14 protein-coding genes are annotated in these 17,020 nt (G+C 65.3%); 10 read left to right on the top strand and 4 right to left on the bottom strand.

Annotated features, from left to right (window positions below; all coding sequences use genetic code 11):
* The first annotated feature begins 104 nt into the window (after window positions 1-104).
* The 8 genes from groL (K1X74_19470) to K1X74_19435 all read left to right on the top strand — a co-directional run bounded on the left by groL (K1X74_19470) (window position 105) and on the right by K1X74_19435 (window position 7,770).
* Complete coding sequence (gene groL / locus K1X74_19470) at window positions 105-1,796, top strand: chaperonin GroEL (protein MBX7168526.1); 1,692 nt, start codon at window positions 105-107, stop codon at window positions 1,794-1,796.
* A gap of 99 nt (window positions 1,797-1,895) precedes the next feature.
* Entirely contained in the window at window positions 1,896-2,204 is a 309-nt protein-coding gene (gene groES, locus K1X74_19465; GenBank protein MBX7168525.1) for a co-chaperone GroES, read from the top strand.
* 84 nt (window positions 2,205-2,288) lie between these two features.
* Window positions 2,289-3,908 carry a chaperonin GroEL gene (groL, locus tag K1X74_19460; GenBank protein MBX7168524.1) on the top strand — a complete coding sequence of 540 codons (1,620 nt, stop codon included), beginning with the start codon at window positions 2,289-2,291 and terminating at the stop codon, window positions 3,906-3,908.
* A gap of 208 nt (window positions 3,909-4,116) precedes the next feature.
* Entirely contained in the window at window positions 4,117-5,253 is a 1,137-nt protein-coding gene (dnaJ, locus tag K1X74_19455; GenBank protein MBX7168523.1) for a molecular chaperone DnaJ, read from the top strand.
* 3 nt (window positions 5,254-5,256) lie between these two features.
* On the top strand, window positions 5,257-5,796 hold the full coding sequence (gene grpE / locus K1X74_19450) for a nucleotide exchange factor GrpE (GenBank protein ID MBX7168522.1): 540 nt from the start codon (window positions 5,257-5,259) through the stop codon (window positions 5,794-5,796).
* A 97-nt stretch (window positions 5,797-5,893) separates the two neighbouring features.
* A complete protein-coding gene (locus K1X74_19445) occupies window positions 5,894-6,214 on the top strand; it encodes a zinc ribbon domain-containing protein (protein MBX7168521.1) in 321 nt (106 codons plus the stop codon).
* A gap of 8 nt (window positions 6,215-6,222) precedes the next feature.
* Entirely contained in the window at window positions 6,223-6,402 is a 180-nt protein-coding gene (locus tag K1X74_19440; protein ID MBX7168520.1) for a DNA gyrase inhibitor YacG, read from the top strand.
* Between the two features lie 132 nt (window positions 6,403-6,534).
* Window positions 6,535-7,770 (top strand): hypothetical protein, encoded by a 1,236-nt coding sequence (locus tag K1X74_19435; protein MBX7168519.1) that lies wholly within the window; start codon window positions 6,535-6,537, stop codon window positions 7,768-7,770.
* Between the two features lie 86 nt (window positions 7,771-7,856).
* Here K1X74_19435 and K1X74_19430 read toward each other — a convergent pair whose 3' ends face one another.
* From K1X74_19430 to K1X74_19420, 3 genes are all read right to left on the bottom strand, one after another.
* Complete coding sequence (locus K1X74_19430) at window positions 7,857-8,222, bottom strand: hypothetical protein (GenBank protein MBX7168518.1); 366 nt, start codon at window positions 8,220-8,222, stop codon at window positions 7,857-7,859.
* Window positions 8,223-8,240: 18 nt separating this feature from the next.
* Window positions 8,241-8,588 carry a P-II family nitrogen regulator gene (locus K1X74_19425; GenBank protein ID MBX7168517.1) on the bottom strand — a complete coding sequence of 116 codons (348 nt, stop codon included), beginning with the start codon at window positions 8,586-8,588 and terminating at the stop codon, window positions 8,241-8,243.
* Window positions 8,589-8,674: 86 nt separating this feature from the next.
* Window positions 8,675-11,392 carry a zinc-dependent metalloprotease gene (locus K1X74_19420; protein ID MBX7168516.1) on the bottom strand — a complete coding sequence of 906 codons (2,718 nt, stop codon included), beginning with the start codon at window positions 11,390-11,392 and terminating at the stop codon, window positions 8,675-8,677.
* 176 nt (window positions 11,393-11,568) lie between these two features.
* Between K1X74_19420 and K1X74_19415 the strand changes: the two genes are divergently transcribed.
* Together K1X74_19415 and K1X74_19410 are read left to right on the top strand one after the other, a co-directional pair.
* Window positions 11,569-12,678, top strand: coding sequence for a phosphotransferase (locus K1X74_19415; protein MBX7168515.1), 1,110 nt, complete (start codon window positions 11,569-11,571; stop codon window positions 12,676-12,678).
* Between the two features lie 95 nt (window positions 12,679-12,773).
* Window positions 12,774-15,311, top strand: a complete 2,538-nt coding sequence (locus K1X74_19410) for a thioredoxin family protein (GenBank protein MBX7168514.1) — start codon at window positions 12,774-12,776, stop codon at window positions 15,309-15,311.
* A gap of 26 nt (window positions 15,312-15,337) precedes the next feature.
* Here K1X74_19410 and K1X74_19405 read toward each other — a convergent pair.
* Window positions 15,338-17,020 (bottom strand): STAS domain-containing protein (locus tag K1X74_19405; protein ID MBX7168513.1); only part of this gene is annotated, 1,683 nt, incomplete at its 5' end.

Raw genomic sequence — 17,020 nt, 5'->3', positions numbered from 1 at the left:
CCGCGGCGGCAGAGGCTCGAGCCCGTCGCCCGGCGTCCAAGCTCCACCGATTCAATCTTCATTCACATCCACGCCTTCAGGAGTATCTCGCCGTGGCAAAGTTGATGGTCTTTGACGATGAGGCCCGCAAGCCGCTGCTGGCCGGCGTGACGAAGCTTGCCCGGGCCGTGCGCAGCACGCTGGGTCCGCGGGGCCGGAACGCCGTGTTGGACAAGGGTTGGGGGTCGCCGAAGGTGACCAAGGACGGGGTGACCGTGGCCGAGGACATCGACCTGGTCGATCCGAACGAGAACCTCGGGGCGCAATTGGTCAAGGAGGCCGCGAGCAAGACCAACGACGTGGCCGGCGACGGCACGACGACCGCCACCGTGTTGGCCGAGTCGATCTATCGCGAAGGCCTGAAGATGATTGCCGCCGGGGCCGACCCGATGGCCCTCTCGCGCGGCATCGCCAAGGCGGTCGAGGTCGTCGTCGAGACGATCGGCAAGCTGGCCACGCCGGTGGGTGAAAAAGACAAAAAGGCGATCATGCAGGTCGCCACGATCGCCGGCAACAACGATCCGTCGATCGGCGAAGTGCTGGCCGAGGCGTTCTTGAAGGTCGGCAAAGACGGAGTGATCACCGTCGAAGAGGGCAAGCAGACCGAGACGTTCGTCGAGGTCGTCGAAGGGATGCAGTTCGACCGCGGCTTCCTCTCGCCGCACTTTGTGACCAACCAGGACGAGCAGAAGGTCGAGCTCGAGAACCCGTATATCTTGATCTACGAAGAGAAAATTTCCTCGGCCAAGGCACTGGTGCCGTTGCTCGAGGCGATCAGCAAGGCCGGCAAGCCGCTGCTGATCATCGCCGAAGACGTCGAGGGCGAGGCTCTGGCCACGCTGGTGGTCAACAAGATGCGCGGCATCATCAGCGTTTGCGCCGTGAAGGCCCCCGGCTACGGCGATCGTCGCAAGGCGATGCTGGGCGATATCGCTGTGCTGACCGGCGGCACGTCCATCTTCAAGGACCTGGGCGTGCAGCTCGAATCGGCCAAGCTGACCGACCTGGGCCGCTGCAAGCGGGTCGTCATCACCTCGGAAGAGACGACCGTCGTCAGCGGCGCCGGCAAGAAGGCCGAAATCGAGGGCCGCGTCGAGCAGATTCGCCGCGAGATCACGGTGACCGATAGCGACTACGACCGCGAGAAGCTGCAAGAGCGGCTGGCCAAGCTGGCTGGCGGTGTGGCGCAGATCAACGTCGGGGCCGCGACCGAAACCGAAATGAAGGAGCGCAAGGCGCTGATCGAAGACGCCAAGAGCGCGACGCAGGCCGCGTTGGCCGAGGGCATCGTGCCCGGCGGCGGCGTGGCCCTGATTCGTTGCGAAAAGGCCCTGGAAAAGGTCGAAGCCATCGGCGACGAGACGTTCGGCGTGCGGATCATTCGCAACGTGCTCGATTACCCGTTGCGCTACATCGCCGAGAACGCAGGCGTCGACGGCGCCGTAGTCGTGAATCGCGTCAAGCATCTCAAGAACAAGAACGAGGGCTACGACGCCGACAAGGACGCTTACTGCGACCTCGTCGCTGCGGGCATCATCGACCCGGCCAAGGTCGTGCGGACCGCGCTGCAAAATGCCGCGAGCGTGGCCGCGCTGCTGCTGACGACCGAGTGCCTCGTGACGGACATTCCCAAGGAAGAGGACGAAGCCGGCAACGGCCATCACCACGACGACCATGGCATGGGCGGAATGGGTGGCATGGGAGGCATGGGCGGCATGGGGATGGGCGGCATGGGTGGCATGGGCGGCATGATGTAAGCCGATGTACCGGCAACGCGACCAGCTCGCTCGCGAGCAGGTGACAACTCAACCGAACTGCAAATTTCGCATCAATCGCAAATCACTCGAACAGGAAAGATTGACTCTATGAAGGACATCAAGCTGCGTCCCCTGGATGACCGCGTCGTCGTCGAACCGAAGGAAGCGGAAGAAATGACCGCCGGCGGGATCGTGCTGCCCGACAGCGCGAAAGAGAAGCCGCAGCGTGGGACGGTCATTTCGGTCGGCCCCGGCAAGCTGCTCGACAGCGGACAGCGCGGGGCGCTCTCCGTGGCGGTGGGCGACGAAGTGATCTATGGCAAGTACTCGGGCACCGAGATCGAGGTGGCCGGTCGCGAGGTGAAGATCCTTCGCGAGACCGACATCCTGGCCAAGGTCGTGAGCTGATGACGTCAGCGCGAGTAGCTGGTTACGTCAGCGCGAGTAATAGCGCAACCGCAACACGAAATCAATCACGAAGGAGCCGACAGCGTGGCTAAGCAATTGCTATTTGAAGATTCCGCGCGGCACAAGATGCTGCGCGGCGTGGAGAAGCTCGCCGACGCGGTCGCGGTGACCATGGGCCCCACCGGGCGGAACGTGGTGATCGACAAGTCGTTCGGCGGCCCCACCGTGACGAAGGACGGCGTGACCGTCAGCAAGGAAATCGAACTGGAAGACCCGTTCGAAAACATGGGTGCCAAGCTGGTGAACGAGGTCGCCTCGAAGACCTCGGACATCGCCGGCGACGGTACCACGACCGCGACCGTGCTGGCCCGGGCGATCTTCAAGGAAGGTTGCCGCAACGTGGCCGCGGGAAGCAACCCGATGGCCGTCCGCCGCGGGATCGAAAAAGCGGTCGAAGCGGCGATCGAGCACCTCAAGAGCCTGGCCAAGCCGGTCTCGAGCAAGGAAGAGATCGCCCAGGTCGGCGCCATCAGCGCCAACAACGACATGGAGATCGGCAAGCTCCTGGCCAACGCCATGGAGAAGGTCGGCAAGGACGGCGTGATCACCGTCGAAGAAGGCAAAGGCACCGAGACCACGCTCGAGTTGGTCGAGGGGATGCAGTTCGACAAGGGCTACATCTCGCCGTACTTCATCAACCGTCCGGCCGAGATGGAATGCTTGCTGGACGACTGCCTGATCCTGATTCATGAGAAAAAGATCAGCAACCTGCGCGAGCTGGTGCCGCTGCTCGAAGCCACGAGCCAAAGCGGCAAGCCGCTGTTGATCATCGCCGAAGACGTCGAAGGCGATGCGCTGGCGGCGCTGGTCGTGAACAAGCTCCGCGGCGTGCTCAACGTGTGCGCGGTCAAGGCCCCGGGCTTCGGCGATCGCCGCAAGGCGATGTTAGGCGACATCGCGGTGCTCACCGGCGGCACGCTGATCAGCGAAGATCTGGGCATCAAGCTCGAGAGCGTGACGATCGGTCAGCTGGGCCGGGCGAAGCAGATCAAGGTCGACAAGAACGACACGACGATCGTGCAAGGCGCCGGCAAGACGGCCGAGATTCAGGCCCGAATCGGCCAGATCCGCAACCAGATCGAGGCCACGGAAAGCGAGTACGACCGCGAGAAGTTCCAGGAACGGCTGGCCAAGCTGACCGGCGGTGTGGCGATCGTCTCGGTCGGAGCCGGCACCGAAGCCGACATGAAGCAGAAGAAGGCCCGCGTCGAAGACGCGCTACACGCGACCCGTGCGGCGGTCGAAGAGGGCATTCTGCCGGGCGGCGGCGTGGCCCTGCTGCGTTGCGAGCCGGCCGTGGAAAAGATCCGCTCGTCGGCCAAGGGCGACGAGAAGATCGGCGTCGACATCATCCTGCACTCGCTCAGCGCCCCGATCCGCCAGATCGCCGACAACTGCGGCATCGACGGCTCGGTCGTCGCCGACGAAGTGCGGCAGAAGAGCGGCAGCGAGGGCTACGACGCCAACGCGGCCAAGTATTGCGACCTGATCAAGGCCGGCGTGATCGATCCGCTCAAGGTCGTGCGCAGTGCGTTGGCCAATGCGGCCAGCATCGCGGCCTTGCTGCTGACCACCGAGGCCCTGGTCACGAAGCTGGACGACAAGGAAAAGGATCGCAAGCCGATCGAAGGCGTGATCCGCTAGTTCCCGCGCGTCTGTTCCGGATGACGGCATGCAACAGGGCCACCGCTCCCCTTGGGGAACCGGTGGCCCTTTTTTCAAACCAGACTCCCTGCAATCTGCACCCAACTGGCTGCAACCCGCGCCGAACTGGCGAAGACGCCGCCGGGCGATTGACCTATAAATTGCACAGGCGGTCTCAGCCGGCGTGTCCTGATGAGCCATGGTAACGATGGCCGAAAAACGCGATTACTACGAATTGCTCGGCGTGGCCCGCGACGCGTCGGATAAGCAGATCGCCGATGCTTATCGCAAGCTGGCGATCAAGTTTCATCCCGACAAGAACCCGGGCGACCAGGAAGCCGTCAAGCGGTTCAAGGAATGCGCCGAGGCGTTCGAGGTCTTGAGCGACCCCGATAAACGTGCGCGCTACGACCGCTACGGCCATGCAGGCCTCGAGGGAGGCGGCTCGCAGTTTCGCGATGCCGGCGACATCTTCGAGGCGTTCGGAGATATCTTCGGCGATTTCGGCGATCTGTTCGGACGCGGCGGCCGCCGCCGCCCGCGACGCGGGGGCGACGTACGCTGCGACGTGACGCTCGAGCTGGTCGAGGCGGCCCGCGGCGTGACCAAGACTGTGCAGTTCGAGCGTCACGAGAGCTGCACGACCTGCCGCGGTTCGGGGGCCAAGCCCGGCACCCAGCCCGAGGCGTGCACCTACTGCGGTGGCCGCGGACAGGTGATTCAATCATCCGGATTCATCCGGCTGCAAACCACGTGTCCGGCGTGCCGCGGGCAGGGGACGGTTGTGCGGACGCCGTGCGGGAATTGCTCGGGTGCCGGCGTCGTGCCGCAACCCGTGTCGCGCGAGGTGCGCATTCCGGCGGGCGTCGACAGCGACACCCGGCTGCGGCTCGAAGGCGAGGGCGAAGCGGCGCCCGGCGGCGGCGCCCGGGGCGATTGCTACGTGTTCATCACGGTGCGCGAGCACCCATTGTTTCAGCGCGAGGGCCAGCACCTGATCACCCGGGTGCCGATCACCTATGCCCAGGCCGCGTTGGGAGCGACGGTGCAGGTGCCGACCCTCGACGGGCCTGAAGAACTGGTGATCCCGCACGGTACGGCGTCGCACGAGGTGTTCAAGAAACGCGGTCGCGGCTTGCCCGACCCGCGGCGGCGCGGCGTGGGCGACTTGCTGATCGAGGTCTACATCGACGTCCCGAAACAGCTTTCGCCGCGGCAGGAAGAGTTACTGCGCGAGCTCGCCGAATTGGAACACACGCACGTCAGCACGCATCGCAAGACGTTTTTCGAAAAGCTGCGCGACCTGTTCATTCCCGATGACAGCGCGAAGGCGACGGAGGAATAGCACGTGGCCGAACCGAATGCCGACCGTCCGACCGACGATGAGGCCGCCCGCCAGTCTGTGCTGGCGGCCGATGCCCAGGCGGAGATCGAACAACTCAAGCAAGAACTGGCCACGGCCCAGGACCGCGTGCTGCGCGCCACGGCCGAAATGGAAAACATGCGCCGGCGGCTGCAGCGCGAGCTGGAGGACGAGCGCCGCTACGCTAACTTGTACCTGCTGCGCGACCTGTTGCCGGTCATCGACAACCTCGATCGCGCGATTGCCGCCGCGGAGAAGAACCCCGACGCGACCGGCTTGCTGGAAGGCGTGCGGATGATCTCCCAGTTGCTGCGCCAGGCGTTAGTGCAGCATCACTGCGCGGAGATCGTGGCCTTGCACCAGCCGTTCGACCCGAACCTGCACCAGGCCATCCTGCAGCAGCCGACCACCGACCACGCACCCAACACGGTGATCCAGGTCGTCGTGCCGGGCTATCAACTGCACGACCGCGTCGTGCGGCCGGCGCAGGTGATCGTGGCGCAGGCGCTCGAACCGCGCGCGTGAATGGCCGTTCGCAGCGACAGGAAAACTTGGCGCAACGTACCCCCACCCCGTTCAGGCCCTTCGCGGGGCGATGTTTTCGCGAGAGTTGATCCGAGCCATGCCCACCTACGACTACGAGTGCGACGCCTGCGGACACCGGTTCGAGTTGTTTCAATCGATCAAGGACGAGCCGCAGAAGAAATGCCCCGCCTGCAAGAAGAACAAACTGCGCCGCCTGTTCGGCACGGGTGCGGCAATCGTGTTCAAGGGTTCGGGGTTCTACCAGACCGACTATCGTAGCGAGTCGTACAAGAAGGGTGCCGCGGCCGATAAGCCCGCCGGCGAATCGAAAAGCGATTCGAAAAGCGATTCGGGCAGCGGCAGCGGGTCAGGCAAGACGCCCAAGGAAACGAAAAAGAAGCCCACCAAGAACGACTGAAGCCCGCCATGCCGCACCTGGTCCGTTGCCCGATCTGCCAGCAGAAGTTCGACGCCGACGGAGCATTGTGCATGCCGTTTTGCAGCGAACGTTGCCGGCAGATCGATTTGCGGCGCTGGCTGGGCGAACAATATGGGCTGCAGATCGAGCGCGAAGACGCGGGGGAAGACGCCCCGATCGAAGATTGATCGCCCGCGGCAAAATATGGCCGCGGCGCGCCGCTCTCGCGGTCTTTCGCGGCAGTTTCTATACTACGCCGGCGCCGTAGAGGATTAGCCCCAGCCACGGCCGGCCAGGGCGGTCCAGGGAGGACCTACGTCATGTCGGAGCCGCAAACCTCGCTGCGCGAAGTGGCCTGGCGCGAGTTGTTTCCCGGCCTGTTGTTGTTGCGCTGTTTTCGCCTGGCGACCGATCCGCGCAAATTGCTGCTCGCGGCGGCCGGCATCGTGCTGACCAGCATCGGCTGGCAGTCGCTCGAGCGCATGGCCGGCCGCGAAACGCCGATTACGGCACCGCCATCGCCGACGCGCGGCCTGTCGACGCTCCCGGAAAACGCCTCGGGAAGCGATCTGCTCGAGGCCGCATGGCAGGCGAACCCGATCCTGGGGCCCTGGGAACAACTCAGCGCCCCTTATCGTCGGCTCTTCGAACTCGAAGTGACCCCGTACGACGCGGCCGTGCTCGTGGCAGGTATCGTCTGGGCGACGCTGGTTTGGGGCTGGCTCGGCGGCGCGATCACGCGCATGGCCGCCGTTCAACTGGCCCGCGAAGAGCGCTGCACGCTGGGCCGGGCGCTGCGGTTTTCGCGGGGCCGAATTTTGTGGTACGTCGCCGCGCCGCTGTTGCCGCTGGCCGGCGTCGCGCTGGCGGTGATCTTCGGCGGCCTGCTGCCGGGACTCTTGGCGCGCGCCGGTGAGGCTGGCGTATTGCTGCTGGGTCTCGTGTGGTGGGCGCTGCTCTTGATGGTCGGATTGTCGCTGACGATCTTGCTGCTGGGCCTGTTGTTCGGGTGGCCGCTGCTGTGGGCGTCGATCAGCGTCGAAGGGACCGACGCCTTCGACGCGATCAGCCGGTCGTATTCCTACACGCTGCAGCGGCCCTTGCATTACCTGGTCTATGCCGCCGTGGCGGCGGTGCTGGGTGCGTTCGGTTCGCTGATCGTCGCGGCGTTCGCCACGCTGGTCATCCACCTCACGGCCTGGACCGTAGCCTGGGGAAGCGGTAGCGGGCTGATCGACGAGTTGCTGCGCGCTGCGCCCAGCCGCTTGGGATTCCCCTCGTCGCCTGCCGGAACTGGGTTGGCCGATTCCGCCCTGTTGGGGCGCGCCGGGCTCAACCTGATCGGACTGGCCAACGACGTGGTGCGGATCGTGTCCATGGGTTTTGCCTATAGCTTCTTCTGGACAGCCTTTACCGCGATCTACCTGTTGCTGCGCCAGGCGACCGACGCCAATGAACTCGACGAGGTGTATCTCGAGGATTCGCCCGACGAAGGCCAATTGCCGAAGCTGCGCACCGACGAGGCCGGCGTGCCGACGCTCGACGACGTTGAATAGCGTGAAATGACGGGCGAGCGATATAGCGGGCGCTGCATCGCAAGCACGCTGAACGGCTGTCGCTTGAGCGCGCGTGTCGACCGGGTTCATGCCTGGCGATCGAAGGCCGCTGCGATCGCATCGACCCCGCGCTCGTGAAACTGTCCGCGCGTGAGCACCTGGTCGCACCCGGCGGCGCGGGCCTCGGCCAGGCGATCGGCGTGCACGTGCGGTGCATAGGCCAAGATTGCGCCGGGCGGCTGCGGTTGGCTCCGCAGCCAGGCGGCAAGTTCCGCCGGATCGATCGCCGCGGTATTCAGATCGAGCACGACGACGGCGGCCGGTGCGGCGGCGAATTTCTCGCGCAGGGCCGCCGGCGACAACGCCAGTTCGATCGCGATGCCGCGGGCCTTGGCCTGCGCCACGATGTGCGAGGAGAACATCAGATCGCCGGTCACGAACAGGGCCCGCATGACGGTTTCGGCAGGTCGTCAGACCGCTCCCTTGCCGCGCTGGCCGTCGTCGATCTGGATCGTGTCGTCGGCCGGCAGCACGAAGATCTTGCCGTCGCCGATTTCGCCGTCGTGCCCGGTGCGGGCCACTTGTACGAGCGTGTCCACAGTGCGATCGAGAAAGTCGTCGTTGACGACGATCTCCAGCGCCACCTTGCGCAGGAGGTTCGTGGCATACTCGTGGCCGCGATACAAGGCCGTGTGCCCGCGCTGGCGGGCATAGCCCTGGGCGTCGCCGACAGTCATCCGCGTGACGCCGATGCGCGCGAGCGCTTCGCGCACGGCCGTAAGCTTGGTTGGCTGAATGACGGCCAGAATGAGTTTCATCGCGCACGGCACCTCGAACGAAAGCTGCCTCGTTCAAGATACCGCGGCGCGCTGCCGGCGGCAAAGCCGGCAGCGCGTGCGGGCGATCAGGGTTGGCCCAATTCCAGGCGGGCGTCGAGCACCTTGGCGATGCGCGTCGACGATTCGCGGAGGTGGGCTCGGGTGTAGGTGTCGAGCTTGACGTCGGCGGCGAGCTGCGCGTCGATCCTGGCCTTCAGGTCTTCGAGCGTGATATAGGCCACCGTGGCGCAGTCGGCCGGCGCCCCCGAGTTGCCCATCGCCAGCGACGACAGCATGCTCAGGTAATAACGCTGCAGGTTACGGCGCAGGCTGCTGACGGCCGGCTTGCGGTTGGTGTACTGGCCGGCCGCGTCGATCTTGCCCAACTCGGCGTACACGGCCGTCGTCAGCCGCTCGATCAGCTCGGCGGTGCTCATCGCGTCCTGGTCGGCGTCGACCTTCAACTCGCTGTCGTAGAGCCGCTGCAGGGTGAGCGACGAGAGCAGTTGGTCGAGGATCCGCGTCTGCCACATCAGGATGACTTCATGCGCGGGATAGTCGACCCGCGGCGGGTCGAAGGTTCCCCAATGAACCCAGCGCGACGCGGCGAGGTGGTTGTACAACTCGGGCGGAAACTGAAACGGTTTGGCGCTGAAGACCTGTTCCTCGAGCAGCGCCAGCGCGGCGCGTTGTTTGTCGGCGGGCACGATCACAAACGGGGCCTTGGCATTGGCGTCGCCCTTGTGATCGCGGTTGACGCTCACGCCACCGACGAATCGCGAGGCGAAGAACATGGCGCGGCCGTGGTTGCCCAGCAGGATGCCGAACGCCCGACGGACTTTCTGATAACCGTCGCCCTCCGCGCTGACGCGGTCGACCAGGCCCGGCCACAGATCGGCGATGATCTTGGCCCGTTGCGAAGCGTATTCGATCGGGTCGGCGCCCAGGTCGAAGCGGTTCGAATAGGGGTCGCTGTCGATGCCGCGGGTGTCTTCGTCGGTCGCAAAGGCCAGGCCCGGCTCGCCGCAGCGGCTGGCGATCTTCTTGAGCTCGGCCAGTTCACCCTCGGGCGACCCGCCGCTGACGTTCTTGTAGCCGTATTCGATCGCCCACAGGTCGTAAGGGCCCAGCGTCGTCGAGAAGTAGTCGCCCTGCGGCGTGCCCTTGGGGGCGATATTCGTCGGGTTATAGTCCATGACCGAGGCGGTCAGGCCATGCTGCGACGTCTTCGTCGGGTCGTTGGCCTCGGCCAGTGTGAGCCAGCTGCTGGCCTTGAAGTTGTGACGCAGGCCCAGCGTGTGGCCGACCTCGTGCATGGTCACTTCCTTGAGGCCTTGCAGGATCATTTTCTCGACCTGGCCATCAGTCGCCGGCGAGGCCTCGGCGGCAATCGTTAGGGCCGCCGAGCCGAAGGCCAGCTCGCGCGTCAGGCCGCCGTGCAGTTCACAGCGGCAACCGTGGGCATGGCGCAAGAACTGCGGCATGCGGCGCAACTCTTCCTCGTAGCTCTTGACGTCCAGCGCGCCGCCGGTGAGCGCGGCAATCGAGGCCGGAGTGAACGTCTCGTACTCTTGCTTCCACGACTCGACGAAGTCGGCATCGAAGATGATGTCGGCATCGAGAATCTGGCCCGTCAGCGGGTTCACGCGGCTGGGCCCCATCGCGAAGCCGGCGCTGGCCGTAATCCAACGAAACGTATTGAAGTTGATGTCTTCGGGATCCCATTCGTCCCGGTCAGACTGCTGTCGCACCTCGATGGCGTTGACATAACCGGCCTTTTCAAAGGCCTTGTTCCATTCTTCGATGCCCTCGCGGATCGGCTTGCGATAAGCGTAGGGGACCGTCTTTTCGAGATAAAAGATGATCGGCTTCTTCGGCGGCGACAACTCGGCCGACGCGTCGGCCTTCTCCAGTTGCCAGCGGTTGATATACCGCACGAAGCGATCGAGATCGCCCTGCTTCGAATAGTCCTTCGTCACCGTGAGAAAATAGCCCACCCGGTCGTCGGCCAGCCGCGGCTTGTAGTTCGTCTGCGGCAAGGCGCTGATCGAATAGTGGATGTTGATCGTCACGCCGCGGCTATCGGGCACCGAATCGAGCTCGATCATGCCGCCCGAGGCATAGGTCGCGGCGATCTCCAATTCGAGATTGTTCGGGAAACCCTTGACCTTCGAGACGGTCGAACGGTTGGACGCAAAGCCGAAACCCGGCAGGATCGACGCGATTTGCGGCAGGTCGCTCAAGAACACCTGCGACAGATCGACAACATAGGCGCCCGAGGGGCTCATCGTGGCGATCGGCAGCGCGAACAACACGCTGTCGGTATAGGCCAGCGCGACGGCGTCGGCCTCGGGACTGCCCGGGTTGGCCTTGAATCGCACATTGCGGCGGACGACCTGGATGTTGTCATCCACCTTGCGGAACTGCCACACCCAGTCGTCGCCAAAACCCCAGGTCATGCCGCCCAACAGCGGACCTTCGCCGATGCCCTTGGCGATGGCGATGAGTACGATGAAGTCGCGGTTCAGATCGCCGGGGGCCAGTTCGGCAAACAGCCGGCCTTTCTCCTGGTGGATCTTGATCAGGCCCTCGGTCGTCTTGGGCTCTTTGATCACCTCGTTGAAGGGCGGAAACGCCGGCGCTGCCGTGGCAACCGTATCGGCGGCGCGGGCGTTTGCGGCCGGAGCTTCGGCACTAGCCGAGGGGGTGTCGTTCGCCGGGGAGTCCGCAGCGTGCGACAGCCCTACCGTCAGCGCCAGGCAACCAAAGAGGATCGGTCCGAACAAGGTGCGGCAAGCGCGCATGGGTGTATCCGTCTTGATGGTTCATAAGCCAACCCGGCGGCCGGCGAATCGCTACATCGCAGGCTGGGTGGCGTAAGGGGCGGGGTTCCACGAGGGTGACAGGTGCACCGGCCTGTCGTAGGCATCGTGCTCTGCCTAGATTTTGGAACTCTCAAATATACCCCATTTCCCCCGTTATGCGACGTCGACCGGAATTTGATGAGATCGCGGCCGTCCTGCCTGCCTATCCCGACCATCTTGCCGACGCTGAGGTTGTTACGGCTGTGGTCGGCGGCGGGTTCAGCGGGGCTCGACTTTGGCGGCTGCACACCGCCGCTGGGGACTACGGTGTTCGGCAGTGGCCAATCTCGGGCCCCGATGCCCGGCGCCTGGCCTGGATCCACCGCGTGATTCGCTTTGCCGCCGAGCACGGATGCAGCGGGCTGGCCGTCGCGCAACAGACTCGGCAAGGAGAGACTTTCGTTGAGCATGCCGGGCAGATTTGGGAAATCGCACCGTGGCTGCCGGGGAGCCCGGCCGTGGGGCCGCCGTGTTCGAGCGAGCAGGTCGCCGCGGCGCTCGAGGCGCTGGCCGAGTTTCACCTTGCCGTGGGTGAATTGCCGCCGCCAGAAGCCGGCATCGGGCCCGCCAGGGTGATCGCCGAGCGGTTGGACCGTGTCGAGACCCTGCTGCGTGGCGATTGGCAAGCGATCGCGTCGGCCGTGCGCAACGGCCGTCTGGCTTCCATCGACGCGACGGCGACGGCGGCGATGGGGCCCATCGAGAAACTCCTGCCGCCGTTGGCGATCGAGCTTTCCTCGCGACGCACCGTGCAGGTGCCTTGGTGTCCCTGTCTTCGCGATATCTGGCGGCAGAACGTGTTGTTCGCAGGCGGTCAGGTCAGCGGAATCATTGACTACGGGGCGCTGCGGACGGACAGCCCGGCGACCGATATCGTGCGATTGCTCGGAAGTCTGGCCGCCAACGACGACGCGCTGTGGCAAACCGGGTTGGCGGCGTACGAGTCGCGCCGGCCGCTTGCTCACGGCGAGCGGTCTTCGCTAGCGGCGCTCGATCACAGCACGGTCGTGCTGTCGTGCGTGAACTGGCTCGAGTGGCTGTACCGTGACCGAAAGGCCTTCGCCGACATCGAAGCAGTGGCCCGGCAGTTTCTGGCTGCTGTCAGCAGGCTTTTCAACTTGAACGACAGGGTCGACCGGGGCGATGGTCTGGGGCCGGGGCGGACTTCAACCCCAGACGGCGCCGAAGGTAAGACTAAACGCCTGTGGTTACCGGGCGAACCTTAAGTGTGGCGCTGGCGTATCGAGGCCTGTCGGCCGAACGACTGCAAATTGACCGCCTCCGCCGGCCAGCGGTAAAATCCTGCCCAACAATGACCTACTTGATTTCTCCTCGTCGCTGCATTGTCCTGGCGTGGCTCTTCGTGGCCCTGCTGGGGGCGATCGGGCTCGGGGCCGCCATGGCCCACGCGCAGCCGGCCGGCGCCGGTCTGCTCGACGACGGTCCGCTAGCGGGCAGCGCCGCGCAGCCGGAAGCCCAGATCGCCGTGGCGGCCGAGTTCACCGCCCCTTCGGCCGATGCTCCCGCGCAACTGCAGATTCGCTGCACGATTCAGCCCGGCTGGCACATCTATTCGCTGACACAGCCTCCGGGTGGTCCGCTCAAGAGCAAGATCAAGCTGGCCGTGTCGCCGCAGTACAAGCTGGCCGGCGAGTTCGTCGCGGTTCCTCCGCCCCACATCGGTGCCGAGCCGATTGCCTTCCCCGGCATCTCGATCGAGAGCCACGAGGGCGACGTGCTCTGGTATGTGCCTTTGGAATTCACCGAGGGCGTCGATCCGACCGCGGTTGAGATTAAGGGCATCGTCAACGTCCAAGCGTGCGATGCGAACGGGTGCATGCCCCCCACCGATTACCCGTTCGTAGCGCGGCTGGGCAAGGCGGCCGCCATCGCCGCGGCAGCCCCGGCGGCGCAACCTGGCGCGGCGCCCGCTCCGGCGGAACCCAGTGCCGCAGGCAGCGCCGGATTTCGTGAATCAGGCAGCGCGACCGCGCTTGAAGGCTACGTCGAACGCGCCGAGTCCGGTGGCGGCTTGCGGCTGGTGATCACGGCAATGCCCGATCCGGGCTATCACATTTACGCCTGGGCCGATCGCGATCCCGAGCAGATTTCGAAGCCTACGTTGATCGTCACCGAGCAGCCGGCCGATTGGACGGTGAGCCAACCGCTGGCCGACCGCGAGCCGATTACGCACCCGCTTGACGGTGTACCCGGCGCCACCGAGAGCTATTACGACCGGCCGGTGACCTGGACGATCGAACTGCGCCCGACTGACGAGCCCAAGGGCCCGGTCAACATCTCGGGCCTGATCGGCTATCAGTCGTGCACCGAGAGCGGCTGTGACAAACCCCGCGGCGCGACGTTTCAGGCCATGCTCGACCTGGGCGGTTCGATGGCTCGCGTGCCGCTGGTCTTTGCGCCGGGCAAATACAAAGAAGCGGCCGAAGCCGCCGTGAGCGGGCCCGGCTCGTCGCTCAATCTCGAACATTTGCAGGTGCAAACGAGCGCCGCCAGCGATGCTTCGCTGGGCGTCAGGCTCGTGGGCGGCTTCCTCGGCGGTCTGCTCTTGAACTTCATGCCGTGCGTGCTGCCGGTCATCGGCCTGAAGATCCTGTCGTTCGTACAGCAGAGCGGCGAGAGCCGGTTGCGAGTGTTTTCGCTCAATCTCTGGTATTCGGCCGGCCTGATCGCCGTGTTTCTCGTGTTGGCCTGGCTGGCCGTGAGTTTGAAATATGGCTGGGGACAGCTCTTCACCAAGCCCGAATTCAACATCGCGCTGGCCGCGGTGGTGTTTACGATGGGCCTGAGCTTCCTGGGCATCTGGGAAGTGCCGATTCCCGGTTTTGCCACGGGCGGCTCGGCCCAAAAACTGGCCAACAAGGAAGGCCCCGCCGGCGCGTTCGCCAAAGGCGTGGTGACCACGCTGCTGGCGACGCCTTGCACGGGTCCGTTCATGGGCACGGCCGTCGCCTGGGCCGTCAAGCAACCGGCCCCCAGTACGTTTGCGGTCTTCACGGCCGTGGGACTTGGGATGGCGAGCCCCTACCTGATGATCGGGGCCTTTCCGCGCCTGATTCGCTGGCTGCCCAAGCCCGGCGCCTGGATGGACCTGTTCAAGCAGTTCATGGGTTTCTTGCTGCTGGGTACCGTGGTGTGGTTGTTGATGAGCGTGCCGGGCCACCTGGTGATTCCTTCGGTGGCGTTTCTGTTCGGCCTGTGGATGGCCTGCTGGTGGTACGGTCGGGTGCCGCTCCATGCCGAGTTTGGCGAACGTGTGATTGCCTGGGCCGGGGCCATTGCCCTCTCGGTGATTTTCTACGCGGTGTCGTTTAGCTGGCTCGACGACGTGATGGAGAGCCGCTTCAACCTGCTCGTCGCCCGAGCCGTCGATCAAGCGCGGATGAACGACGCCAATCCGCAATTCGCGACGGCGCCCGAGGCGCCGGCCGCGCACCAGGGCGAGGAGCTGCCTTGGCAGCCCTTCTCGATGAAGCGGCTCGAGGCCCTGACCGCGGCCAATCAAACCGTGATGGTCGACTTCACCGCCGATTGGTGTACGACCTGTAAATTTCTCGAAAAAACGGTGCTTAACCAGCGCGAGACGAAGGACCTGGTCCTGGCCAACGAGGTCGTGACGCTCGTGGCCGACATGACGCACGATGCGCCCGAGGAAACCAAGCTGCTCGAGGCCGTCGCCGGCACGCGGCAGGTGCCCGTGCTCGCCATCTTTCCCGCCGGCCGGCCCAACGAGCCGATCGTGTTCGCCGAGCCGTATAGCAAGTCCACGTTGCTCGACGCGCTGCGCAAAGCCGGGCCCTCGCGCGTAACCGACGAAGTGCGCCAGGCGCGGGCCCAGTAGGCTGAGCTCGCGGGTTGGTGCGTCAGTCAGTGCGCGCTGGCCGCCGACGCATCCGGCAGTCCGGGCCTATTCACGTCGGTCGCATCGTCAGCCGCGGCGTATTTGGCGACCAGCGAGTCCCAATCGATGATCAGCTTGCCGCCGGTAGCTTCGTGCCGGCGGCTCCAGTTCCTCAGCAAGTCGAGACACGCGTGGTCGATGTAATCGAGCCCCGCCAGGTCGATGTGCAGCTCGTCGCCGGGACCGACGCGCTCCAACTCGGCGGCCAAGAGCGGCAGCCTGACGAATGTCGCGGCGCCCTCGAGTCGCAGCCGCGACACGCCGCCGCCGGCGCGGGTTTCGAGTCGCGCTTTGAGCCGGGTGAAGACCCAGAGCAGCTTCAGCGCCGAGACGACCACGCCCACGATTACGCCGGTCAGCAGGTCGACACCGACGATTGTGCCGACGGTGATCAAGTAGACGACCACCTCGCCGCGCCCGAACTCGGCCAGTCGACCGATGATCGCCAGGTTGATGAGTTTAAGACCGGTGTAGACCAGGATCGCTGCCAGGCAGGACGTGGGGATCATGCGCAAGAAAGTGCCCAGGGCGACGACGAACACCAAGAGCCATACACCGTGTAGCCAGGCGCTCCAGCGCGTTTGCCCACCGGCCTGCACGTTCGCAGCGCTGCGGACGATGACGCCGGTCATGGGCAGCGCGCCGAGCAGACCGCAAATCGCGTTGCCGACGCCTTGTGCGAACAGCTCGCGTTCATAACGCGTGCGCGGACCGGCGTGCATCTGATCGACGGCCGTAGCACACAGCAGCGTCTCGGCCGTGGCGATGACGGCGACGAACATGGCGGCTTGCAACAGCGCGCGGAGGGGCACGTCGCTGAGCGCCGTGAGCGACGGAAAGTGCACGCCCTCGCTGAGCCGATCGGGAACCTCGACGTACAACACCGGCAAGCTGAAAACGCCCGCCGCCGCGGTCGCGACGATCACGGCCGCGAGTGGTGCCGGCACCCGCCGGAGCGGCTGCCAGGGCAAGAACTGCCAGGCGACCAGCACCAGAATGGTGAGCACGCCGATCTTTGCCGCCCAGTCGTGATTCTTCAGCGTGTCGAGTATCGTGCGGAGCGCTGCGGACGCGATCGCTTGCGATTGCAGGGCATGTTCCACCACGCCCCGGTCCAAATCGACCAAGGCGGCGCGCATCTGGACCAAGGCCTCTTCGCCGGCACGGCAGGCCTGTTGATCGCGCTGCCGGCCGGTGCGGGCGCGGCACTCGCCGACCACTACGTCGAGCTCCGCGAGCACGGCTTGTTGCCGGGGCACCAGCGCGCGAATCCATTCGGCCTCGGTGCGTCGCTCGTCGGGCGCCGCCTGGCGTTTGACGCTCTCGGCGACCAACTCGCGAATCTCTTCCTGCAGTTCGTGCAAACGGCCCACCTGGCGAAGCTGCGCCGTGCGCGACTGGCGCGACGCGGCCGACTCGGGCGCGGGGAGCGGCAGGCCCTTTTGCAGCGCGCTGGGCAGGGTGAACAGGTTTTCCCAGCCGCTTTCGCGCGGGCGGTCGTCGACCATCACGTGGAACTGGCTGGCGAAGATCAGGATGCCGATGCCGGAAAGCATGCCGTGAATCACGGCCGGCGACACGGCACGAAACCACTGGCCCAAGCGCAGCGCCGCCGCCAGCACCTGCAAGGCGCCAGCCACCGCGACCAC

Source organism: Pirellulales bacterium (assembly GCA_019694435.1).
Taxonomy (GTDB): Bacteria; Planctomycetota; Planctomycetia; order Pirellulales; family JAEUIK01; genus JAIBBZ01.
The sequence above is the reverse complement of the archived record's forward strand: the minus strand, read 5'-3'. Positions and strand labels throughout refer to the sequence as shown.

Excerpts from the sequence above, each read along its gene's own strand:
- K1X74_19440 (MBX7168520.1), top strand. The coding sequence starts at position 6,223 with ATGCCGCACCTGGTCCGTTGCCCGATCTGCCAGCAGAAGTTCGACGCC.
- K1X74_19445 (MBX7168521.1), top strand. The coding sequence starts at position 5,894 with ATGCCCACCTACGACTACGAGTGCGACGCCTGCGGACACCGGTTCGAG.
- groL (MBX7168526.1), top strand. The coding sequence starts at position 105 with ATGGTCTTTGACGATGAGGCCCGCAAGCCGCTGCTGGCCGGCGTGACG.
- dnaJ (MBX7168523.1), top strand. The coding sequence starts at position 4,117 with ATGGCCGAAAAACGCGATTACTACGAATTGCTCGGCGTGGCCCGCGAC.
- K1X74_19425 (MBX7168517.1), bottom strand. The coding sequence starts at position 8,588 with ATGAAACTCATTCTGGCCGTCATTCAGCCAACCAAGCTTACGGCCGTG.
- K1X74_19435 (MBX7168519.1), top strand. The coding sequence starts at position 6,535 with ATGTCGGAGCCGCAAACCTCGCTGCGCGAAGTGGCCTGGCGCGAGTTG.
- K1X74_19420 (MBX7168516.1), bottom strand. The coding sequence starts at position 11,392 with ATGCGCGCTTGCCGCACCTTGTTCGGACCGATCCTCTTTGGTTGCCTG.
- K1X74_19415 (MBX7168515.1), top strand. The coding sequence starts at position 11,569 with ATGCGACGTCGACCGGAATTTGATGAGATCGCGGCCGTCCTGCCTGCC.
- K1X74_19430 (MBX7168518.1), bottom strand. The coding sequence starts at position 8,222 with ATGCGGGCCCTGTTCGTGACCGGCGATCTGATGTTCTCCTCGCACATC.